The sequence below is a fragment of the Pseudoalteromonas sp. NZS11_1 genome, from assembly GCF_015864275.1.
Classification (GTDB): Bacteria; Pseudomonadota; Gammaproteobacteria; order Enterobacterales; family Alteromonadaceae; genus Pseudoalteromonas; species Pseudoalteromonas arctica.
Genome location: NZ_JADYXK010000001.1, coordinates 512,735 through 535,443 on the forward strand (window position 1 = coordinate 512,735; position 22,709 = coordinate 535,443).

General features: G+C 39.1%; 17 protein-coding genes. 7 read left to right on the top strand and 10 right to left on the bottom strand.

Annotated elements, in window-relative coordinates; translation table 11 throughout:
• Both I6F44_RS02290 and I6F44_RS02295 read right to left on the bottom strand, forming a co-directional pair.
• Positions 1 to 3,099, bottom strand: a complete 3,099-nt coding sequence (locus tag I6F44_RS02290) for an efflux RND transporter permease subunit (protein ID WP_197173225.1) — start codon at positions 3,097 to 3,099, stop codon at positions 1 to 3.
• A 3-nt stretch (positions 3,100 to 3,102) separates the two neighbouring features.
• The gene (locus I6F44_RS02295; protein WP_197173226.1) at positions 3,103 to 4,155 is read right to left on the bottom strand and encodes an efflux RND transporter periplasmic adaptor subunit; all 1,053 of its coding nucleotides are present in this window, start codon (positions 4,153 to 4,155) and stop codon (positions 3,103 to 3,105) included.
• Positions 4,156 to 4,401: 246 nt separating this feature from the next.
• Between I6F44_RS02295 and I6F44_RS02300 the strand changes: the two genes are divergently transcribed.
• From I6F44_RS02300 to I6F44_RS02325, 6 genes are all read left to right on the top strand, one after another.
• Positions 4,402 to 5,106: a DUF2982 domain-containing protein gene (locus I6F44_RS02300; protein WP_197173227.1), complete on the top strand. Its 705-nt coding sequence runs from the start codon at positions 4,402 to 4,404 to the stop codon at positions 5,104 to 5,106.
• Positions 5,107 to 5,128: 22 nt separating this feature from the next.
• Positions 5,129 to 5,461, top strand: coding sequence for a hypothetical protein (locus tag I6F44_RS02305; protein WP_007581673.1), 333 nt, complete (start codon positions 5,129 to 5,131; stop codon positions 5,459 to 5,461).
• A 69-nt stretch (positions 5,462 to 5,530) separates the two neighbouring features.
• Positions 5,531 to 7,186: an Lcl C-terminal domain-containing protein gene (locus I6F44_RS02310; protein WP_197173228.1), complete on the top strand. Its 1,656-nt coding sequence runs from the start codon at positions 5,531 to 5,533 to the stop codon at positions 7,184 to 7,186.
• Between the two features lie 9 nt (positions 7,187 to 7,195).
• Positions 7,196 to 7,714, top strand: a complete 519-nt coding sequence (locus I6F44_RS02315) for an Lcl C-terminal domain-containing protein (protein WP_024590014.1) — start codon at positions 7,196 to 7,198, stop codon at positions 7,712 to 7,714.
• Positions 7,715 to 7,879: 165 nt separating this feature from the next.
• The gene (locus I6F44_RS02320; RefSeq protein WP_165734544.1) at positions 7,880 to 8,797 is read left to right on the top strand and encodes an ExeA family protein; all 918 of its coding nucleotides are present in this window, start codon (positions 7,880 to 7,882) and stop codon (positions 8,795 to 8,797) included.
• An 11-nt stretch (positions 8,798 to 8,808) separates the two neighbouring features.
• Positions 8,809 to 9,846: a general secretion pathway protein GspB gene (locus I6F44_RS02325; protein WP_169044244.1), complete on the top strand. Its 1,038-nt coding sequence runs from the start codon at positions 8,809 to 8,811 to the stop codon at positions 9,844 to 9,846.
• A gap of 53 nt (positions 9,847 to 9,899) precedes the next feature.
• Here the strand turns inward: I6F44_RS02325 and I6F44_RS02330 are convergent, their stop codons facing one another.
• Positions 9,900 to 11,093, bottom strand: coding sequence for an HD-GYP domain-containing protein (locus I6F44_RS02330; RefSeq protein ID WP_197173229.1), 1,194 nt, complete (start codon positions 11,091 to 11,093; stop codon positions 9,900 to 9,902).
• A 117-nt stretch (positions 11,094 to 11,210) separates the two neighbouring features.
• Positions 11,211 to 15,014: a bifunctional proline dehydrogenase/L-glutamate gamma-semialdehyde dehydrogenase PutA gene (gene putA, locus I6F44_RS02335; RefSeq protein ID WP_010553201.1), complete on the bottom strand. Its 3,804-nt coding sequence runs from the start codon at positions 15,012 to 15,014 to the stop codon at positions 11,211 to 11,213.
• Between the two features lie 169 nt (positions 15,015 to 15,183).
• Here putA and I6F44_RS02340 point away from each other — a divergent pair, with 169 nt between their 5' ends.
• On the top strand, positions 15,184 to 15,666 hold the full coding sequence (locus I6F44_RS02340) for a winged helix-turn-helix transcriptional regulator (protein WP_024598591.1): 483 nt from the start codon (positions 15,184 to 15,186) through the stop codon (positions 15,664 to 15,666).
• 78 nt (positions 15,667 to 15,744) lie between these two features.
• On the opposite strand, the gene I6F44_RS02345 is transcribed toward I6F44_RS02340, so the two are convergent.
• The 6 genes from I6F44_RS02345 to I6F44_RS02370 form a co-directional block, all read right to left on the bottom strand.
• Positions 15,745 to 16,734 carry a sensor domain-containing diguanylate cyclase gene (locus I6F44_RS02345; RefSeq protein ID WP_121954206.1) on the bottom strand — a complete coding sequence of 330 codons (990 nt, stop codon included), beginning with the start codon at positions 16,732 to 16,734 and terminating at the stop codon, positions 15,745 to 15,747.
• 183 nt (positions 16,735 to 16,917) lie between these two features.
• Positions 16,918 to 17,298, bottom strand: coding sequence for a DP-EP family protein (locus tag I6F44_RS02350; protein WP_121954205.1), 381 nt, complete (start codon positions 17,296 to 17,298; stop codon positions 16,918 to 16,920).
• Between the two features lie 20 nt (positions 17,299 to 17,318).
• Positions 17,319 to 20,573 carry an nSTAND1 domain-containing NTPase gene (locus I6F44_RS02355; RefSeq protein WP_121954204.1) on the bottom strand — a complete coding sequence of 1,085 codons (3,255 nt, stop codon included), beginning with the start codon at positions 20,571 to 20,573 and terminating at the stop codon, positions 17,319 to 17,321.
• Between the two features lie 168 nt (positions 20,574 to 20,741).
• On the bottom strand, positions 20,742 to 21,572 hold the full coding sequence (locus I6F44_RS02360) for a mechanosensitive ion channel family protein (protein ID WP_008167991.1): 831 nt from the start codon (positions 21,570 to 21,572) through the stop codon (positions 20,742 to 20,744).
• 38 nt (positions 21,573 to 21,610) lie between these two features.
• Entirely contained in the window at positions 21,611 to 22,354 is a 744-nt protein-coding gene (locus I6F44_RS02365) for an LrgB family protein (RefSeq protein ID WP_024592978.1), read from the bottom strand.
• Positions 22,347 to 22,700, bottom strand: a complete 354-nt coding sequence (locus I6F44_RS02370; RefSeq protein ID WP_002958731.1) for a CidA/LrgA family protein — start codon at positions 22,698 to 22,700, stop codon at positions 22,347 to 22,349. Before I6F44_RS02370 ends, I6F44_RS02365 begins: the two co-directional genes overlap by 8 nt.
• Between the last annotated feature and the right edge of the window lie 9 nt (positions 22,701 to 22,709).

Here is a 22,709-nt window from a genome sequence, read left to right on the forward strand (position 1 = left end):
TTAGATCTCTTCGAAAGGCTTTTCAGCAGCTTGTTTATTCAGCTTTTGTTGTAAAAACTCAGGTGACTGTGTATTTTTCGATAGAGCATAATACGCAGCAGGTACAACAAAAAGAGTCAGCAGGGTAGATACAATAACCCCTGTAAACACAACTACACCAATTACCATACGGCTTTCGGCGCCGGGGCCTGAAGCAAAAACCAAGGGAACAGAGCTCATAACGGTTGTTAGTGAGGTCATTATTATTGGGCGAAGGCGCTGGGTAGCCGCTTGTAGTATTGCTTCACTAAACTCAACGCCTTTATCGCGTAATTGGTTAGTAAATTCTACAATCAAAATACCGTTTTTAGCACTTAAGCCTATGAGCATGACAATACCTATTTGGCTGTAAATATTTAAGGTAAGCCCTGTAGCCCAAAGCCCAAACATAGCGCCCATTAAACCAAGCGGTACGGTAAGCATAATTACAAATGGGTGCATAAAGCTTTCAAACTGTGCAGCAAGTACCAAGAAGGTAACGGTGAGTGCAAGTATAAATACGTAGGTCATCGCGGATGCGCCTTCGTAATAAAGCTGCGATTCACCTTTGTAATCTACTGCGCCATCTATATCGTTTTCTTGCGCGGCTACTTCGTTTAAAAAGCTAAGCGCTTGCTCAAGTGTATAGCCATCAGCTAAGTTGGCGCTTAATGTAATTGCGCGCATACGGTTGTAACGGTTTAAGCGCGATGCTGTTGCTTCTTCTTTTAAGCTGATAAGGCTATCAAGTGGAACTAGTTCACCGCTTCGTGATTTAAGGTATATATTTGAAATATCTGTAGGATTGGTAAAATCTTCTTTTGTCCCTTTTAAAATCACATCGTATTCTTCACCGCGGTCAATAAAGGTCGTAACACGGCGCTGGCCAAGCATTGTTTCTAGTGTACGGCCTACATCAGATACCGAAACGCCTAAATCGGCAGCTTTGTTTTTATCTATGCTGACTAAAAACTGCGGGAAGGTTTCTTTATAATCATGATCGATTCTTACTAAACCTGGGTTTTGTTCAGCACGCTTAATTATACGGTCACGCCAATCGGCTAGTTGAGCGTAATCATTACCTTGCAGTACAAACTCAATTGGGCGAGATGAACCACCACCACCAATACCACGGCGCATAATGGCAAATGCACGAACATCGGTAACTTCTTGCATTTTACCGCTTATTTCATCCATTACTTCCCACGTTGAGCGTTTGCGTTTATCCCAATCGGCCATACCCACAATCGCAACACCGCCGCTGCCACCCCAGCCAGGCACTCGAACAAGTACGCGACTTAGCTCACCGGCTTGCGAGTAAGGCATTAAGCGCTCTTCAATTTTAGCCATATTAGCGGCGTTATTTTCGTAACTTGCGCCCTCAGGGCCGCTCATCATAATAAAGAACGTACCACGATCTTCTTTTGGCGTTAGCTCAGAAGGAACTTGTAAAAACAACGAGTAACTAACAAAGCCAGCTAATAATAAGCTCACCATTAAACCCCATTTACGGGTTATGTTGGTGGAGAGTGAATTACGGTAACTTACTTCAATTTTAGTAAACTGGCGGTCCATCCATTGGCTAAATTTATTTGGTTTGTCTGATACTTTAAGTACTTTAGAGCACAAGGCTGGTGCGAGAGTCAGTGCTGTAACACTTGAGAAAAATACGGCAGCACTTACCGCCATAGCAAACTCAGTAAATAATGCACCTATACGGCCATCCATAAATACTAATGGCACAAACACCGATATTAGTACAAGCGTGGTTGCTACTATAGCGAAACCTACTTCACGCGCGCCTCTAAATGCAGCTAGTAACGGCGGCTCACCCAGTTCAATACGGCGGTGAATGTTTTCAAGCATTACAATAGCATCATCTACTACTAAACCAATGGCCAGTACTAAGGCAAGTAAAGTGAGTAAGTTAATTGAGTAGCCCATTGCCAATAAAAACATAAAGCTACCAACAAGTGCGACCGGTACGGTGACCGCAGGAATAAGCGTTGCTCGTATATTGCCTAAAAACAAAAATATAACGAGTACGACTAAACCCATAGAGATGGCAAGTGTGCTGTAAACTTCATTAATAGACTCTTTAATAAATACAGACGAATCGTAGCTGTCTTGAATTGTAGTGCCTTCAGGTAGGTTACGTTTGATTTTTTCAAGTTCGCTGCGTGCGTTATCTACTACGGTAAGTGTGTTTGCTTTAGCTTGTTTTACAATACCTAAGCCAATCATATTACGCCCGTTACCACGAAATAAGCTTTCGTCATCGGCAGCTTCTAAACGTACATCGGCAACTTCACCTAAACGTACTAAGTAACCTTCATCACCACGCTTAATTACCAGGTTTTTAAAATCGCGCTGATCTTTATAACTACGGGCAGTACGCACGGTAAAGTCACGATCTATAGATTCTATTTCGCCAGCCGGTAACTCAACGTTTTCTGTACGCAGTGTATTTTCTATATCGCTTGAGGTAATGCCACGTGCAGCCATTGCTTGGCGGTTTAGCCAAATTTTCATAGCGTATTGGCGCTCACCACCAATACGTACGTTAGATACACCATCTACTACGGCTAAGCGGTCAACAATAAAACGCTGCGCGTAATCAGATAACTGTAACGAGTCCATTGTTTCGCTGTTTAATACAAACCAGGCGATTGGGCTTTCATCACTATTTGATTTAGATACTTCTGGCGGGCGTACCTGATCGGGCAAACTATCAAGTGCACGTGCTACACGTTCGCGTACATCGTTAGATGCAGCATCTATGTCGCGGTTAATATCAAACTCAATGGTAATGTTTGAACGTCCATTACGGCTCGAAGAGTTAATACTTTTGATGCCTTCAATACCTGAAATTCGATTTTCTATTATCTGCGTTATTTTGGTTTCTATAATTTCGGCAGAAGCACCTGTGTATTCAGTGCTGATATTTACAATCGGCGTTTCAATATCCGGGTATTCACGAAGTGGCAGCATAGTAAACGCAACCAGTCCAAAAGTAAGAAGCAGTAAATTAATTACAATGGCAAAAACGGGGCGCTTGACGCTAGTATCTGTAATTTTCACGTATTACCCCTTTACGCTTACTTTACTTCCAGAGCGAATTTTTATTAGCCCCTCAGTAACAATTTGCTCGCCATCAGTTAGGCCCTCGTCGATAGCAACCCAGCCATTATTTCTGCTAGCAACATGCACTTCAATTTTATTAGCTATCCCATCTTGAATTTGAAAAACAAAGTGTTTGTCTTGCAAAGGTATAACCGCTTTTTCTGGCACCATTAAAGCTTGGTTGCTGCTTAGCTCAAGTGCTGTATTTAGTAACATACCAGGGCGAAGTAATCCTGATTTATTGGCAAAACTTGCTGTAACTTCAACACTGCGAGTAACCGAATCAATACGCGAGCTAATATGCGTTACCTTGCCGTTAAATGTTTGTCCTGGGTAGGCATCGTTTTGCGTAAGCACTTTCATGCCCATATTTAATTGTGCTAAATATTTTTCAGGTACTTTAAAGTCAACTTTAATAATACTAATATCATCAAGTGTTGTGATTATTGTTGTATTACTTACGTAAGCACCTATTGATATTTCACGCTTACCTAACAGGCCTGAAAAGGGCGCACTAATAGTCATTTCGTTTAATTTAGTTTTAGCGCTTTCTAGTTGGGCCTCTGTTGCATCAACACGAGATAACTGCTCTTCAAGTAACGACTTTGCCGTTGATTGCGAGCGTGAAAGTTCGGTTAGGCGATCTAACTGACGTTGTTCTTCACGTAAGTTAATGCCAAGCTCTTTAACGGCAAGCTGTTCTTGTCGGCTCTGTAACTGTACTAACTTTTGCCCTTTACTGACTAAGTCGCCGTCTTTAAAATATATATCTGTGACATAATCGTTTTGCGCACTTTTTATATAGATTGCTTGGTTTGCACGCGCGCTACCGATCGCTTCTATCATCACTGCGTTTTCCTGAGAAGTAACAGTATGAGCTGTTACTTGAGTAGACATTTGTGATAAATCGGCCTGTTCGCCGTGGCTAGCGGGTAGATATAAATAAATGCTAAATATTAGAAGTAACGTAATAATAAATGGAAAAAGTGCTTTACCTGATTGTCTTGAGTACATTGATTTCATACCTGAAAATGAATTGTAAGTATTGTACGAAATAAGACCGGGAAAAGACGGTTATGTGTCTCATAAATTTGTGCGTTAAGCGTAAAAGTAAATAAGATTTATTCATTGTTCCTATTTTGTTGAGGAAAAAGCGGTAATGTATGAAATTTAAAACCACCTGTAACTTATGTATAACAACAAGAAAGGTCATAATTTGGGCTGTTATTATGCTTGTTTTTTATATGGTGTTTTACCAATATGGATAAACCTAACAATGCCATTAAGTTTCGGGCACAAGGTGCGCGAAACGCAATTGAAGTGCTTGTTGCAGGTGCAATTGGTTTAGTTTTTATTATGTTGTTTAATTTACTGAGGCCGGGTGAGATTAGCATACTTGAAATATTTTTAGTGAGCTTGTGTATTGCCGCTATTTTTATTGGATATTTAAAAACTCAAGAGCCATATCATAGCCTTATATTAAATGAGTCTGAGCTCGTTTATTGCCATAAATACGGAGCTTGGTGTATGCCTCATAGTAACTTTCATCACAGTGGTATACCCAAAGTAGAAGATGGCTTTGATTACTTAGAATTAAATGCGGTTGGTATAAAGGTAAACGACATAGATGACTTTTTAACAAGCATAGCGCCTCGAATTGCAGGGAAATTATTAATAGAGCAGCGTAATTTGTTTATGCAAGTTGTTCAAAAACATTGCAAAAATGGCAATTGCCCATCAGAATGGCTAATAGAAGATACACATTACACATCCCATAAAGGGATAAGCTATACTGGTCTTATAGCTATGTTTGCTAACAGGACTAAGCACCTTCAACTGTTAACCGGTTACGATTTATTATTACCAGCCAGTGTGTTAGATAGAGATATCTGGGCATTTAGTGCTAACTTAAATAAGTGGAAGCGCGAGCCTAGTCAGTTTATAGCGTCGCAAATTAATAATTAAGCTGCGACTGTAGGAAAGAAAAATGAGTCAAGAGAGAGCCTTTTTAAAAAGTGGTCGAAACACCATAATACATAAAGATAAAAAGCATGATTTAGTGATTGTAAACTCTGAAATTCATCCTAAAATTAAAGTGACTCAACATGGCTTAGAGCCATTTAAAGAAGAGTTACCTAAAAACCGCCGTGATGCAAAAGATCGCTATTTAGAAATAGTCTATGTTGGAAGCCCTGATGTATTTGGCGAAGAAAAACAATTACTATTTATTCAAGCTTTAGATGGGCGTGAATACAAAGTAGATTACAGTAAAATCGGTACGAAGTTGTTTGTACGCATTCATCAAGATACATATATGTAGTACTTAAATGGCATCTTTATTGCTAGTAATTACACTATAGTAATTATTTGACATAATAAGGTGCTGCGTATGAAAGCGTTTGCTTTAATCCCCCTCATTTCTTGTGGTTTGCTGAGTGCGTGTGGAGGAGGTGGCGGTGATAGCGATAATACAGTTGTAGAAACATCTGTTAATGCTGGAACCGATTTACAAATTATCGAAAAAACTGAATTTACCATCACAGCACAAGGTTCCCCCGCTGATGGTACGTTTTCATGGCAACAAGTTAGCGGCCCAAGCTTAGAAGGTTTTCCGCTTGATGGTGCTGAGCAAACATTGACAGCCCCTGACGTAAAAACTGATAGTGAAATAATCTTAAGAGTAAGCTATCAAAGCACCGGTAGTAGCGCTGTTAGTGACGACATTTCTATTTCAGTGAGCTCTAATAATCAACTTCCTCTTGCTGTTGTTACCCAAACATCTCCTGAAACACTTCCTTCTGTATACAAAGATACAGTTACTTTGAGCGCTCTTGAGTCGAGCGATCCTGATGATAATGGCCAAATTGATAGTTACTTGTGGCAACTGCTATCAGGTCCTGATTTAGATATTGCTAGCTTTAATGAGTCAACTCTTAGCTTTTCTCATCCTTTACTAGAAAGTAACGTAAATTTGTCTTGGCAGCTAACAGTCACTGATGATGAAGGCGGTGAGGCGAGTACTCAATATTCGATGACGCTTAACAAAACAAATGAGTTGGTGGATGCAAATGCAGGTGCTGATCAAAATATTGAGGAGTTTGAACAAGTAACACTTGATGCAACGAATAGCGAAACTGTTACCGATACCTATCAGTGTAAATGGCAACAACTTACCGGTAATAGCGAAACATTAAGTAATAGCAACCAATGTACAACGACATTTTTTGCCTCTGATGTAGATACCGAGACCACATTGAGCTTTGAAGTAACGGTAACCGACTCAGAAGGACGTACCGATACAGATTCTTTATTTGTTGATGTATCACCAAAAGCGCTTGGGCTTATAAACGATAGTGGTGTTGGTGAGTGTTACAACAATACACAACGCATTAACTGTGAAAGCGATGATTTTCCAGAGCAAGATGCAGAGCTCGGACGCGATAGCTATGCAAATCGTTTAGATAAGGTTGGCAAAGGTAATTTAGCGTTTGATTACACTAAACTTAATCAGTTTGCTGATGAAGTTGGTGATGATAGTAGTGACTTTACCTGTATACGCGATAATGTTACAGGGCTTGTATGGGAAGTAAAAACTGAATCCTCTGGAGTATTGCCAAATACAAGTTTGCGTGAAGGGCAAAATCATTACTTTTGGGATTTGGGCGATACTACTTTTACCGATACCAGTACAGCCAATTCAACTTGTCCGGATGATACCAGTTGCGGCGTGCAAAGCTATATAAACGAAGTGAATAGCTTAGATTTCTGTGGTGGTACAAACTGGCGCTTACCAACTTATAACGAGCTTTTAGGTTTAATTGATTACGGGAAACAAGGGCAAAGAGTGCTAATAGACGAATCGTTATTTCCTTATATTCCTCAATCAGGTGATATAGAAAATGTGGATTTACCGTATTGGACCTCGCAAACTGCAGCCGATGGTACAAGTTTATCGCAAGCGTACATTATTGATATGAGTGATGGTAACGATCTTGCTTATCCAAAAGAAAATACCGCGTATGTTCGTTTAGTTAGAAGCCGTTAGGAGAAAATAATGAGATTAAAATTACTCTATGCACTAGCAACTATAAGCTTGAGCTTTAATATTGCAGCGGCGCAAACGTGCTACGACGGTGCAGATACCACAACGCCGACAGATAGATTTACCATAAATACAGATGGCACAGTGTCTGATACCGAAACAGGCCTTATGTGGCAACGTTGTAGTTATGGGCAAATTTATAATACAGAGACGCAGCTTTGCGAAGGCTCTACACCTTCTCTTACTTGGCAAGAAGCACTACGCGGTGCTAAAAATGATACAACCGCAGATTACGATGATTGGCAAATGCCTAACATTAAAGAGTTGGCGAGTATTTTAGAGCACAGTTGCACCGAGCCGAGCATTAATGAAGAGGTGTTTTTTGGTACTAAGCTTCAAAACTATTGGTCAAATACATCGGGTGTGAGCACGATGAGCTCTGCATGGGTTTATCAATTTGATAGTGGGCTGAATAGCTTGCACGCCAAAACTAGTAATGTGTATTTACGGTTAGTTCGCTACGAAGAATAAAGTACTTACTAAGATTAGACAGATGAAAGTGCAGCCTTAAAACCGCTGCATTTTTTTGTTTTACATAAATTTACGTTATTTCAATAATAAAGCGCTTACAACGTTGTCACTTAGTGCGTTTTTTTGCCATTATAGGCCGTGATTTAATTACGAAGGAACATCACGGTGTATTTAAGCTATTTTGGCCTGAATGAAAAACCTTTTTCAATTTCGCCCAACCCTCATTACTTATTTTTAAGTGAACGACATAAAGAAGCCTTAGCACACCTTACCTATGGATTAGGTGAAGACGGTGGTTTTGTATTATTAACAGGCGAAGTGGGTACTGGTAAAACTACAATTACCCGCAGTATGTTAGAGCAGTTACCTGAAAACACGCAAGTAGCGATGATCCATAACCCAGCACTTTCAGAGCTAGAGTTATTGGCTAGTATTTGTGATGAGCTCAACATTAGTTACGATGCTAATAATGCGACGCTTAAAAGTCTTACCGATATTATAAAAAAGCACTTAGAGACCAATAATAAATCGGGCGGGCACACCATACTTATAATTGATGAAGCGCAGTTACTTGCCCCTAATGTGCTTGAACAATTACGCTTGCTGACAAATATAGAAACCGATCATAAAAAATTATTACAAATAGTATTGGTTGGTCAACCTGAGCTACAAGAGCTTTTAAAGCGCAATGAATTAAGGCAACTCGCCCAGAGAATAACAGCTCGTTACCATTTATTACCACTTACACAAGGCCAAACAGTTGCTTACATAAAGCATCGGTTACATGTTGCAGGATGTGATAAAGGAATTTTTTCGATGGATGCCATGCAAGCTGTTCATCAATTAACCGGTGGTGTGCCACGATTAATGAACTTGGTATGTGAGCGAGCTTTGGTAGGCACTTTTGCAAAGCAGCAGTTGATAGTTGATAGCGATATAATAAAAAAATCAGCACATGAGTCATTACCCATGGATTTTGTAGCGCCAGTTAATGAGTCCAACAAAGCAACGTCATTTGTACCATATAGCCTTGCATTCGCTGCTTTATTTGCCGTAGGCATTGGGCTTTCATTTATTTTATAGTTAGGTAAGTTATGTCTTATTTATTAGATGCGCTAAAGCAGTCGCAGCAATCAGATATGAGTGCTGAGCAATACGACTTACAATCAGAGCAGTTAAAGCAACAGCAAGCACTAAAGCGTTATAGACGATTAGCGTTAGTATTTGGTACAAGCTTAGCTGCTTTTATTGCTGTAGCTGGTGGGTTTACTACTGGTAAGTGGTTTCAAGGTACTACTTTATTAAACACATCGGAACCCGCTGTAATTAAGGTGGTTGAAAGCGAAAAATCGTCACCTAAAGAACAAGTTAAAGAGGTAGATGCCGCAGTTGAAAAACAGCAAATAGCTAAGTTAGAACCCGCTAAAGTAGCTCCAACAAATACTGCAACGATTGAAGGGCAACTTGTACATGTGCAAACACCTAATGGTGTACAGCAAATGTTATTGACGCCTAATGGGCAATATATTCCTATGCCATCGAGTCAGGTCACGAGCGCAACGGGTTATAATCAGCAGAACGTGCAACAAGTAATGCCAGTTCAAAATTATAATCAGCCAGTATTTAATCCACAAAATAATTACAATCCAAATAATACACAGAACGCTTCGGTATTTGGGCAAAGTCAAAATACAGCATCAGCTCAACTAGATATGAGTAAATATAAAGTACTAGGTAAGCCAATTAATGGTAACAACCAATCTCAACAGATGAGCGATCCTGAGCTTGATGAGGTGCCTACAACACTTAAAAATGCGTTTGCGCAAGCTATACAAGACGTCGAAAAAAATCAGGATTATGAAGTTACCCATGCATCAAAAACGTCATCACGTGTTGAGCCTGTAGAATTACTACCAGATGGTTTGCAATCAATGTTGCCTAGTATTAAATATCAAGCGCATATTTATTCATCGAGTGCTGACAAGCGTTGGATCAAGCTAAATGGCCGAGAGTTACATGAAGGAGAGAGCATAGGCGCTTTAACTGTAAGAGAGATTACACCTGAGCAAAGTGTACTTGATTTTGATGGTTATGAGTTTAGCTTAAAGGCTTTGCAAGACTGGCCGCAGTAAACGTTTAGCTATTATGTTGAGAGCTCGGTAGAATGTTGAGCTCTCAATATTGCTTAGGGTAATATTGAGTTTTTATAAAAGCGTTCTAAATCAATATTATATTCTTTAGGTTTCACCGCTGATTCAAGGGTATCTAAGGTTTTTTTATTAGATAAATCGATATCTTTTATCTCTGTATAGCGACTATGTTTGGCGCTGTAAAATGTTTTAACGATAGGCTTTAGTGGTGTACTGGGATTACTCTCGGTCACTAAACCAACTTTTTGACTCGATAATCTAACGAGCGTTCCTACCGGATGAATACCAATACATTGAATAAACTTATTAAGCAGCACGGGATCGAAGCTATCTGGGCATCCGTCTTTTAGTATTTTAAAGGCTTTTATTGGCTCCATGCCTGTTTTGTAAACACGTTCTGCGGTAAGTGCATCATACACATCTACAATTGATGCCATACGCACGTACTGACTTATTTCGTCGCCCTTTTTACCAAACGGATAGCCTTTACCATCAAGCCTTTCATGATGCATACCTGCAATATCAACCGCGATCCCCGTTAAGCCAGACTCTTCTAATATTTCTTTACTGAAAAGCGAGTGCATTTTCATTATTTTAAATTCATCATCGGTAAAGCGACCCGGCTTATTGAGTATTTCATCAGGGATTTTTATCTTACCAATGTCGTGTAAAAGTGCGCCGGTAGTCAGTTCAACGATAATGTTTTTTTCTATACCTAAATGCTTCGCGAAAATCCCCATTAATATCGATACATTAATAGAGTGCTCAAGTAGGTAAGCATCTTTTTGGCGCATTTGGGTAAGGCAGGCTAGGGCGTCTTGGTTTCTAAAAACAGAGTCCATAAAGCCACTTGCCAGCTCTTTGAACGGTGCAATATCTATATCGCGGCCTGCTTTAATATCTTTAAACGCTTTTATTTGCAGTGTTTTAGCTTCGTCATACAGTTTTTTTGCCTTTCCCATTTCTTGTTCGGCACTGTGTGTTTTTTGCCAAGGGTCACGCTTTATTTTTGTTGCAGGTACAGTAATAGGAGCTTTTTCAGGGACTGAGTCAATGAGGGTTTTATCAGGATCGATTTCTACTTCTAAAATGCCTGCTTTTATTAGGTTATTAATACCAGCCTGAGTTTTAACCCAGCCTTGATTTTTAATTTTAATACTGCCAGTTTGTCTAGTAACGCTTTGCACAAACATACCAGGCAATAACTGACCAACAGGAATTATTTTCAAATTTATTACTTCTATTGTTAATCTTTCATTAAGCTAACAAATATATACGTTACTACCTAATAAAAAAGGCACTTTTCAGTGCCTTTTTTATTTTTTAGTTAAAAAGCATTAGCTTAATTATTCATCATCTTCAACAAGCGTCATTAGTGATGTGTTACCACCTGATGCTGTTGTATCAATACTGATTGTTTTTTCAGTAATAAGACGTTTGATTAATGTATCGTAATACTCAGAGCTAATTACTGGTAAAATAGCACCTTTACGCTGTGCAAGCTGTTGACTAAAGTAGCCCAAGCGAGACGAGCGAGCAGCAACTACCGCACCGGCTAAATGAGGGTGCGCCAAAATAGCTTGTAACTGGTTAGGTTTAGCTACTTGGAAAACACCTTCTGCAACACCTGTAGAGATAAATTTATCTTTAAAGGCAACGGCTTCATCATAAAACAGCTCAGACGCTACAGTAATTACCGTATTACCTGCGGCAATAGCAGTAATGATAGACAATGCCCAGAAGTTAAATGATGTGCTCTTATCTGCATAACACACTACACAACCACGTGCTTCTAGATGAAGTGTATTAGACTCACCCGTTGGCCCAGGCAGGGTAGTAAACTTACGCATGTGCTTTTCAAGGCGGTTAAGCTGTGCACGTGCTTCTGATAATGTTAATGCTAAGTCGTCTGCTAAATCGTCGATAATTTCTACCGTCGCGATTTTAGCAAGCAACTGACGTACAGCCGAAACACGGTCGTTTAGTGGTGTTGCACGCCAGATTTTTTCATCGCGCATTGAGTTAGCCATTAGCTTTTTAACTTGCTCATTTGCACCGCTGTAGTGGTGTAAATCAAGCTCATCTGGCGTCAGGTTTGTCATTTGCACGTTATCTGGTGATGCTTTTTCTTTTACTAAACGTTGTAGGTAGTTAGGGCCACCGGCTTTAGGGCCAGTACCTGATAAACCACGGCCACCAAACGGTTGCACACCAACAATGGCACCAATCATGTTTCGGTTAATGTAAACATTACCCGCACGTGACATTTTAGCAAGGTACTCACAGCGCTCTTCAATACGTGAGTGAACACCCATTGTCAGACCATAGCCCGTGTTATTTATTTGATCCATCACATCATCAAGTTCATTCGATTTAAAGCGAACAATATGAACACATGGGCCAAATACTTCACGTTTAAGTACTGATAAGTCTTTAATTTCGTATAAACGAGGAGCAAAAAAGTATGCGCCATTTTGAGTATTATCAGGAATTTTACATTCGTAATGAAGTATAGAATTACCTTTTAAGTACTCAACGTGTTCATTTAAGTTTTTAAGTGCTTTTTCATCAATTACAGGGCCAACATCAGTTGATAGTAATGATGGATCGCCAATGTGTAACTCAGCTAGAGCGCCTTTAAGCATTTCGATAATGCCATCTGCTACGTCATCTTGAATGAATAAAACACGAAGAGCAGAACAACGTTGGCCAGCACTTTGAAAACCAGAACTGATCACATCGTCAACTACTTGCTCAGGAAGCGCCGTTGAGTCAACAATCATACAGTTTTGGCCACCTGTTTCTGCAATTAACGGTACTTGAATATCGTTACGTGCAGCAAGTGTTTGAGAAATTAATGTGCCTGTTTCAGTAGAACCTGTAAACATAACCGCTTGAATGCGCTCATCTGGAACAATTGTTTTACCTACTTCTGAGCCGCGAGCGATAACAGGTTGAACAACGTGCTCAGGTAAACCAACAGATAGCATTAGTTCAATGGCACGAAGGGCGATTAAACTTGTTTGCTCAGCAGGCTTGGCAATTACAGTGTTACCTGTAACAATCGCAGCAGCAACTTGACCTAAGAATATTGCAAGCGGGAAGTTCCACGGGCTAATACATAAAATAACGCCACGGGCTTCAAAACGCTCATCTTTAGATAACTCTTCAGCGCGCGCTGCGTAGTAACGACAAAAATCAACCGCTTCACGTACTTCATCAATACCATCTTGCGCTACTTTACCCGCTTCTTTAATACAGATAGCGACTAGTTCATCATGATGACGCTCTAAAATGTCAGCAACGCGGCGCAGTAAATTAGCACGCTCTTTTACTGGTGTTTGTGACCATGATTCAAGTGCCGCTTCAGCGTTAGCCAGTAATACTTTCATCTCTTCGCCAGTTTGTAACTTAACGTGGCCGATGATTTCTTTGTGATTTGCTGGGTTTTTAACAGCCAATGAGCCTTCTGGTACTTGGCTTTGCTCAATTAAGTGCTCATTAAACCATGTTTCAAGATTCTCTTTGAAAGGGGTAATAACGTTAATATCGGTTAAATCCATGCCTTTAGAGTTAGCACGTTCTTCACCGTATAAATCAATTGGCATTTTGATTTGCGTATTGTACTTGTTACGCAGGCCTTGCAGTGTTTCTACAGGGTCTGGTAGTAATGATTCAACAGGTTTTGTTGTATCTACAATCGCGTTTACAAATGATGAGTTAGCACCATTTTCTAACAAACGACGAACAAGGTAAGCAAGTAGGTCTTCGTGTTGACCAACCGGTGCATATACACGACATTGAATTTTTTCTTCGTTAACGATTTGGTCGAATAATGATTCACCCATACCGTGCAAACGTTGAAATTCAAAACCTGTGTTATCGCCTTTCGCTACTTCTAAAATAGTCGCGGCAGTGTAAGCGTTGTGCGTTGCAAATTGTGGATAAAGTACGTCGCGCGCTTCAAGCATTTTAATTGCACATGCTTTGTAAGAAACATCGGTTGTTGCTTTACGAGTAAATACAGGGAAATGCTCTAAACCATCTTGTTGTGTGGTTTTGATTTCAGTATCCCAGTACGCGCCCTTAACTAAACGTACCATCATTTTACGACCAACACGGGTTGCAAGGTCTGTTAGCCATTCAATTACAAAAATAGCGCGTTTTTGATACGCTTGAACCGCTAAGCCAAATCCTTGCCAATCACCAAGATCTTCATCACTAAATACCGCTTCAATTACATCTAATGAAATATCTAAACGGTCAGCTTCTTCAGCATCAACGGTAAAGCCGATATCGTATTTCTTAGCAGCAAGCGCAAGCTCTTTTAACTTTGGTACAATTTCTTCCATCACACGGTCTTTATGAGTGAACTCATAACGTGGATGAATAGCAGAAAGCTTAACTGAAATACCAGGGCTCTTAATTGGACCACGACCATTTGCCGCTTTACCAATCGAGTGTATAGCATTCATGTAGCTGTCAAAGTAACGCTTCGCATCTTTCATTGTGCGCGCGCCTTCGCCTAGCATATCGTAAGAATATACATAACCTTTTTGCTCTGTATCGGCAGCACGTTCAATTGCTTCGTCAATGGTACGACCCATAACGAATTGCTTACCCATAATTTTCATAGCAAAATTTACAGACTTACGAATAACTGGCTCACCTAAACGACCAATGGTCTTTTTAAGCATGCCGAACTGTTGTTCTTTCGTTTTGTCTGTGTAGTTAACCATTTTACCGGTAACTAATAATCCCCAAGAAGACGCGTTTACGAATAAAGAATCGCTGCTGCCTAAATGAGAGCTCCAATCACCTTTCGCTAACTTGTCACGAATAAGTACATCTTGAGTCGCTTTATCTGGTACGCGAAGCAGTGCTTCGGCCAAACACATTAATACAACGCCTTCTTCACTAGAGAGTGAAAATTCATTTAAAAGCGCATCAACACCGCCTTGCCCATCTTGCTCTTTACGAATGTTTAAAACAATCTGGCGGGCTCTTTCCCAGGCACGACTTCGTGCTTTTACGCCTACTTCTGCAAGCGGTAAAATATGATCAATAACCGCATTTTCATCTATGCGGTAGAAGTCACGGATTCTTTGTCTAATAGGACAAATCGTTGTTAAATCGCCGTTGAATAACATAAGCAACCCTCAGGAGTGTTAAGAATTAAAGTAAAATTAATTACCAATAAATTACCAGTGATATTGTGAGTGCATTCTAATTAAATTTCAGCAGAATATGCTGGTTAAATTTCGCGTTTTACGATAATTTACAGGGCATAAATTTAACTTATCCGCATAAAATTCTGTTATGACAATTCCAAATAGATTACGCATGCTAGATCGTATTGATTTAGCCATACTAGACGTTCTACAAAAGAACGGCAGAATTTCAAATGTTAACCTCGCAAAACAGGTTAATTTGAGTGCAAGCCCGTGTCTTGATCGTGTAAAACGATTAGAGCAAGAAGGCTATATCGAAGGCTACTACGCTAAGCTTAGCGAAGCAAAGCTTAATCAAAGCTTAGTAGCACATGTTCAAGTGTCGCTTGTTGCTTCAAATACAGCAGTATTTAAGGTATTTAGAGAGCATATACTAAGAATACAACAAGTCGTTGAATGCGACATGGTGGCAGGCGGTTATGATTATTTATTAAAAATCCGCGTGTCTAATATGGAAGAATATAGACAAGTTCTTGGCGACTTAGTCGATATTCCCGGCGTGGGCACTCATCATACTTATATGGTGATCGAAAAGATTAAAAAAGACGAAGGGCTGCTAATCGACGTTTAAGCTTTTCTTAAGTAATAAAAAACCGCAATTGCGGTTTTTTATTTTAGTAGATAAAGGCTATACCAAATAGTTAGTACATCACCTTATACATAATTTATTACGACCTTCCGACTTCGCTCTATATAAAGCCGTATCAGCCGCGCATATTAATGCCTCAGATGTTCTGTACTGATTATCGTATTCACACGCTAAACCCTGGCTTACACTTATCTTTACATTCGCTGGCAAACCAATATCTCTAAAATTAATGTTGAGTATTTTTTCTTGAATACGTTTTGCGATCATTTCTGCATTTGAGACATGTGAGCGGGGTAATACAACAGCAAACTCCTCACCACCATAGCGTGCTACTAAACTATCTTTTGAGGGGAGGCAGTCTTCAATTGTTTGAGCTACTTTTTGCAAACATTTATCACCCTTTACATGACCAAAATTATCATTAAACAGTTTAAAAAAATCAATATCGATCAAGATAAAACTCAAAGGCTGTTTGTCTACTATGCATTCTTGCCAATTTTTAATAATCGCCTTCTCTAAAGTGCAGCGATTAGCGACGCCTGTAAGGTGATCTATTTTGGCTATGTTTTCGAGTACTTTATACTTTTTAACATGCCTAGAAATATCATGCATAATACAAATAAATAGAGGAGTATTGTTTGTGGTTGATGCGGGTATACAAGAAATTGAGAGCTCTATATCTAAACAGTTACCATTGTTTTTTATTATTTTAACTTCTTTTGGGCCATGATTGAGTGGTGTTTGATAGTTGTTTTTCCAACTTTCAAACATGTATTGATAGTCATCGCGATACTGTTCTTGTAAACAATCTTGCCATTTTTTACCTATTAATGAGTCAGACGTAACATTAAAAAAACGAGCTGCAACGGGATTTACTGATTCAAACACTCCATCTGCATTAACAATAAAAATAGCATCGGCCATGACATTAGTGACATTAATAATTGCGCTTATTTTTTCATTGTTAACGGTATTAGAAATGCTGCTGATTAATGCAGATACAGCGTTGTCGGTGTTGTTTGCTCTGCTATTTTCATTATTGTTAGACATGGTGTTGCTCATTTTTATTGTTAATGAAACTTTATGTCTAGGAGTTTATTTAATTTATGGGTTTTAAACCTTTCGGTAACCTTCTGATTTAAGTTATTGTTATTTAATGTTTATTTAGGGGCGTTTTTAAAAAATTGCACCGCAATTAATAGGCCAGTGCAATTTAAAAAGAAGCGTTGCTAATTAGAGTTCTTTTTCATTCTTAACTTGAGGATCGGCGCTTTCATATTTTTTGCCATTACACTCAACGTTAAAGATTAAGCATACAGATCCATTATTTTCGTCTGTGTCGGTAATGATAATTGTGTGGCCGTTATCACTTACTTTATAGCTGAAGTCTTGGGCGCATGGTTTTTGTGTGTCGATATCGGTGATAGTAGCGCCAGTAAATACGAAACCATTTTGAATTGTGGCGTCGTCTAAATTGTAGTTGCCAGCGGTTTCGGTTCTTACAACACCACCGCCAGTAGCGGGTTCGCCATTTTTTGTATAACTAAAAATAGCTTCACCGTTGTTAAGTTTAATATTTACTTGAAAGTCGACATTTTCTAGGGTGTTATTCATATCATTTCCTTTATGAGTAATTATAGTTGGAAGTTCGTAATGCCTAATTTAACTAGGCTTGTTTTTATTTCTGATATCTCGTCTTCTCTGTTTAAACAGGTATAAGCTTGTACTAGTGGGTATGTTATTTTTACGCTCTGACTTGTTTTTGCTGCTTCAGAAATAGTTTTGATAGCACTTAAGCAAAATTGCTCTCGCTGTTTATTAGTTGTAGCTAAGTTCGCTTTGATTAAGTTTATTCTTGTATGTACTAAGTAATCACCAGTTCTAGTTAGGTTGGCTAATTGATGTGTGTAGTTTTCATTATTCTCAAGCTCAGTTAATAACTCCTGTGCTTTGAGTGGTGATTGTCTATTTATAAAATATTGAATCAGTGTAATTTGTGTATTGATAGTGCTGGTATTTTTAAAATTTTGAGATTTTAAAAAATTAATTATTTTTTCAATTGTTGAGTCAGTACTTTCATCAGTAGATAGCATTAGTGAATGTGCTAAAGAGCGATAATACATAAGCTGAAATTTATTGTTTTTTGGATCTTGTACTAAAGCTTCATTGATAACTTGATTAGCCAAGCTGGCTTTTTTATGAGCCATCCGTTTATCACTCAAATAGCTCAGTAAATAACTTTGTTGCATATATATGTTTGCTGACGTGTAAAAAAGGCTTGCATCACTAGGGTAGTTAGCAGTCAATTTTGTGATTACCTCAACTGCACCTTCCAATATATTAACTGCTTCATTAAAGTTACTTAGCTTCTCTTCTGTTTTTGCAAGCCAACTAATCGTATCTGATTTATCTCGAAGTAAATTTTTGTTATTCGGTTTTAGTTCAAGTGCTTTATTTTTAAGTAAAAGCGACTCTGTAAAGTTCTTTTTTGCAGCGCTGTAGTCAGACTTTTCTATGTATAAAGAACCTAAAGAATTAGATGAATACGACAATTCCATAATGGAGTTAAAATCATTGGCTGCCAGCGCATACATTTTTTTACTGTAAGCGTGGTATTTTTTAAACATTTGCTCAGTAGCTTGATGATCATTTTGATCATAAGCTAATTGACCAAGCCAAAAGGCATTGGCACCTGCAAGCGTGAGTAGCTCTAAGTTGTTAGGCTGTATTTTTAATAATGCCTCAAGGCGGGTGCGGGCGTTTTCAAAGGCGGTAAAGGCTTCATCGGTTTTACCTCGGGAATAAGCTACTTCACCCATTGCTTCGAGGGTTTGTGCGTACTGAAAACGGTTGTTAAATTGTGCTTTATTATCGCTAAAGCTAAAGAGAGAACTTGAATCGTCAGTTTGCTCAGTAAAATACTCAAGTGCTTTATTACTAATACCATCAAGTAAGTCCATACGTTCAACGCTACGTAATTTATCGGCAAAGTCACCCACCATAAACCCTAGTAAGCTTTCGGCCTCAAGCTGTTTCTTTTGCGCATGTTGTTGGGCCTTAAAACTAGTAAAGCTCATTAATAACGCGGTAAATGTAAGTAAGCACAATAAAGCAACGGTCACTCGTTTTACTCTTATTTTTGTTTTTGTTTTTTTAATAGAGCTTTTGATAAGAGTGTGCTCGTTATCATCTAATTTAAACAGTTTGTCGTTTAGTAATAGCTGCGCTTCTTGTAGCGGTTTACCTGGCGCTAGGAGGTAAGCACTACTTTTACCTTCATCTATCCAATTTTGCGCTTGGTGTTGTAAACGACTTTTTATTGCTAAGGCATCTTTATGGTCATTAATCCATTGTTTTGCGCGCGGCCATTGACGTAATAATGCCTCGTGAGCAAGGCTAAAGCAGGCTTCTTGGTTTTGTAAATGCGATACAAATAAACGGCTATCGACCATGGCTTGCACAAGCTCTTTTTGGCTTGTGTTCGTTAATGTTTGCCAGCGGGCAGCGCGGCTCGTAATGGTTTTACCATCTGGATTTAAAGTGATCAGCTGTGATAACACGCTTTTTAGTTGCTGTTGTTGCTCGTTACTAAGGTCAATAAATATATCTTCTGCTTTTTTGCCTATGGCGCCCTCAATACCACCGAGTTTTGTGTAAACACTGTGCAGTAGCTCGTTATTATCACTGCGCTGTAAGTACAGCTCTTGCAATGTGTATTGTAGCATGGGCAGTGCATCGGGGTTATTGGCTGTATCGGCGCACAATATTTCATCCAGTGGTGTTTGGGTTTGTGGGTCATTGGAGAACGTTAAATTAGCGGTTAGCGCTGGCAGGCGAATAATTTGTTGGAGCTCTTGGCGGTTTGGCGGTGTTAAATCGTAGTGGGCGCCATGAGCTTTGCCTGCCATTAGACTTGGTTGTTCAACGACTAAAGGGTAAAAGTCGTTACGACACGCACTAAATACAATCACAGTTTTAGAGGTTGCTAAGCGCTCAATAACCGATAAAAAATGGCTGCGCGTTTCGCTACTAAATATAGGAGAAGAAAGCAGTACTTCTAAGCGGTCAATAAATAAAAATAACTGTGGTGTTTTAAGTTGTGTAGAGGCTTTGCTAAGTGCAATTTGTATGGCGTTGATTACGCCATCGATTGTCAATTCTAGTTGCTCTGCCAGTGTTTGCGCGCTTAATCCTTCAAACACAGGCTGGGCGTTTATATCCCAATCAAGTAATGCAGAAGCTAAATCTAAAAAAAGTCTATTTTTATGAACATCTGCAAAGTCGAGTTGGCTATAAGAAATAACCCCAATGCCGTTATAGCCTCGCTCATCTAGCAGTTTTGGTAAAATCCCAGCATTAACAAGCGAAGATTTACCCGTACCGCTAGGGCCAAGTATTAAGCAAAAAGCACGACCAAATTTAACTTGGCTCGATATTCTATTGAGTAACGTTTCTATAGATTGATTGCGGCCAAAAAATAGGTGTGTATCGCTTGGGTTGTAGGCGCTTAATCCTAAAAAAGGAGAGCCACCTTGCCATGTGTTTTCACTTTTTTTTATATCTTCAGCCAGAGGAAACTCAAGTTTTGCAATAACGCGGTAACCACGTTTGCGAATAGTTTCTATGTAGGTGGGTTCACTTGCTTTATCACCGAGGGCTTTTCGTAACTGGGTAATTGTTTTATGCAGCGGGTTATCGCCGACCTCAACATTTTTCCAGCATTGATCTAATAGCTCGTCAGTAGTAACAATTTCGCCTTTTTGGAAGCAAAGATGAACTAACACATCCATGGCTTTTGGTTCTAACTGTTTATTTTTTTCTGCACGCTGAAGAGTATTTGACTGGGGATTGACTTGCCAATCACCTAAATAAAAAGGGCTGCGATTCATAATGGCTCATTATTGTTATTATGTAATTAAAGCGAGTGATTAGCCGACTTTTTTAACCAAGTCTTTATATTACAGATAAAATAACAAACAGATAAGGAGTTTTTACGCAGTAAAAGAAGTTTATTGATGTGGGTAATTCAATATTGAATTACCCACTGGATTTTATGACTATATATCGCTTTTATTTATAGTAATGACGCGTTGAGGGAATGGGATTTCAATATCAGCGTTATTAATTGCTTTATAAACACCGCCATTAATAGCCAGCTTGGTTTCGATAATTTTAGTAGTAGGTACCCAATATCGGTAGCTTATTGTAACACCGCTATCGGCAAAGCGTTCAATACCCACTTGTGATAACGGATTTTGTGCGACTAATTCGTGTGCTTTAAGTACGTCTTCAATAAGGCTAATCGCATTATCAGAGCAAGCACTATAGGCTATATCTATTTCACCTTTGACCAATGAGTAACTAAATGAGTTATGAAGTATTTCACCTACTATATGCTTATTTGGAATGGTGATTTCTACTTTTTCTTCATTGATTAAAATAGTGTAGCCAAGCTCAATTGTTTTAACTTGGCCGCTTACATTTTTAACTTCAATAGTATCACCAACAACAAAAGGTCGAGTGGCTATAATGGCAAGGCCCGCACCATAGTTAGAAAGCATTCCTTGCAGCGCTAAACCAGCACCTAAAGATGCAGCACCAATGGCTGCTACAAATGGCGTAACGCTGATACCTATTTTGCCAAGTGCAATAATTATAACCATTACAATTAGCAGTACTTTTACCACGCTACTGACAAAGTTAGTAAGCGTAATGTCAACGTTATGACGGGTCATTAACGCGGCTACAAATTTGGCAAGCTTTTGTGCTATCCACAAACCAATGAGGACGATAAAAATAGCGCCAACAATTTGCATACTGTAGGTAACCATATACTCAGTAAGCATGGTGTAATATTTTTCAAACTGTTCGATTTCAGAACTGATCATAAAGCGCTCTATGTTAGGGCTATGTTGTATTTTTCCAACTATAGCAAAATGTTGACTAAAAATGGATATAACAGCGGCACTATAATTGCTGTTAATAAAGCACTTAGCGCCATTGCAACTGAGGAGTAAGCGCCTACTTTTGGATGTTCAGCAATAGCAGCAGCAGTCCCAATTGCATGACAAGCTGTGCCCATTGCAACACCTTGAGATTCGTGATTAAAAATATTAATGAGTTTAAAAAGCATAAAGCCAAATAAAGCGCCTAGTAAACCAATAAAAATAACTAAAGCCGCAGCAAGAGAGCTAATCCCCCCTAATGAGTCAGTAACAATTAAAGATATTGGGGTTGTGACACTGAGTGCGGCAACAGATGCACTTAGCTGCGCAGGCGCATTAAATAATATGCTTAGCAAAAATGCCACAACGGTTGCGTTAACAATACCTAAGCTACATGTTGCGACTATGAGTAATAGATTTTTTCGTACGTGTGTAAACTGCTGATATAAAGGAAGTGCTAAAGCTACAATCGCGGGCTCTAATAACCAGCTTAGTAATTTGCTGTGCGAGGCAAATTGCGTATAAGGCAAATTTAGGTTAATTAGTAATAAAGCGATAATACTAATACTTAAAAATACGGGGTTAGTGAGCGATTTAAATACGCTGTTTTTTATACTTTGGTTTACGGCCCTTAGTGCTAAAAACAATACAATAATAAAAGGAATACTTAGCCACCATAAATTAGGCTGTAGCTCTGAAATAGCGGAAAAAGTAAAATCAGTCATTATTTTCTCTTCCCTTAAAGTACGCAATTACACTGCTAACAAGCAACAAGGTAGTTATAGGGACTAGCACCACAACTGAGGCTAAAAATGCCCAGTGCGATTTTATAAGGCCGAGATGTTCAATAAATCCCACACCCGCAGGAATGAAAAAGATAGGCATAATATTTAAAATAGGGGAGGCGCATGGTTTTATATGTTGCTCTTTTACAATACCCGATAAGAGTAAAACTAATAAAATAACCATAGCGAGTAACGGTGCAGGAAAGCTTCCACCAATAAAGTGCATAATGAGTTTAGCGCAGGCTAAACATAGTAAAATAATAGCGCTACTGAGCAGATATTTCATCAAAGTGGC

Excerpts from the sequence above, each read along its gene's own strand:
- I6F44_RS02295 (WP_197173226.1), bottom strand. The coding sequence starts at position 4,155 with ATGTACTCAAGACAATCAGGTAAAGCACTTTTTCCATTTATTATTACG.
- I6F44_RS02300 (WP_197173227.1), top strand. The coding sequence starts at position 4,402 with ATGGATAAACCTAACAATGCCATTAAGTTTCGGGCACAAGGTGCGCGA.
- I6F44_RS02305 (WP_007581673.1), top strand. The coding sequence starts at position 5,129 with ATGAGTCAAGAGAGAGCCTTTTTAAAAAGTGGTCGAAACACCATAATA.
- I6F44_RS02310 (WP_197173228.1), top strand. The coding sequence starts at position 5,531 with ATGAAAGCGTTTGCTTTAATCCCCCTCATTTCTTGTGGTTTGCTGAGT.
- I6F44_RS02315 (WP_024590014.1), top strand. The coding sequence starts at position 7,196 with ATGAGATTAAAATTACTCTATGCACTAGCAACTATAAGCTTGAGCTTT.
- I6F44_RS02325 (WP_169044244.1), top strand. The coding sequence starts at position 8,809 with ATGTCTTATTTATTAGATGCGCTAAAGCAGTCGCAGCAATCAGATATG.
- putA (WP_010553201.1), bottom strand. The coding sequence starts at position 15,014 with ATGTTATTCAACGGCGATTTAACAACGATTTGTCCTATTAGACAAAGA.
- I6F44_RS02340 (WP_024598591.1), top strand. The coding sequence starts at position 15,184 with ATGACAATTCCAAATAGATTACGCATGCTAGATCGTATTGATTTAGCC.
- I6F44_RS02345 (WP_121954206.1), bottom strand. The coding sequence starts at position 16,734 with ATGTCTAACAATAATGAAAATAGCAGAGCAAACAACACCGACAACGCT.
- I6F44_RS02350 (WP_121954205.1), bottom strand. The coding sequence starts at position 17,298 with ATGAATAACACCCTAGAAAATGTCGACTTTCAAGTAAATATTAAACTT.
- I6F44_RS02355 (WP_121954204.1), bottom strand. The coding sequence starts at position 20,573 with ATGAATCGCAGCCCTTTTTATTTAGGTGATTGGCAAGTCAATCCCCAG.
- I6F44_RS02360 (WP_008167991.1), bottom strand. The coding sequence starts at position 21,572 with ATGATCAGTTCTGAAATCGAACAGTTTGAAAAATATTACACCATGCTT.
- I6F44_RS02365 (WP_024592978.1), bottom strand. The coding sequence starts at position 22,354 with ATGACTGATTTTACTTTTTCCGCTATTTCAGAGCTACAGCCTAATTTA.
- I6F44_RS02370 (WP_002958731.1), bottom strand. The coding sequence starts at position 22,700 with ATGAAATATCTGCTCAGTAGCGCTATTATTTTACTATGTTTAGCCTGC.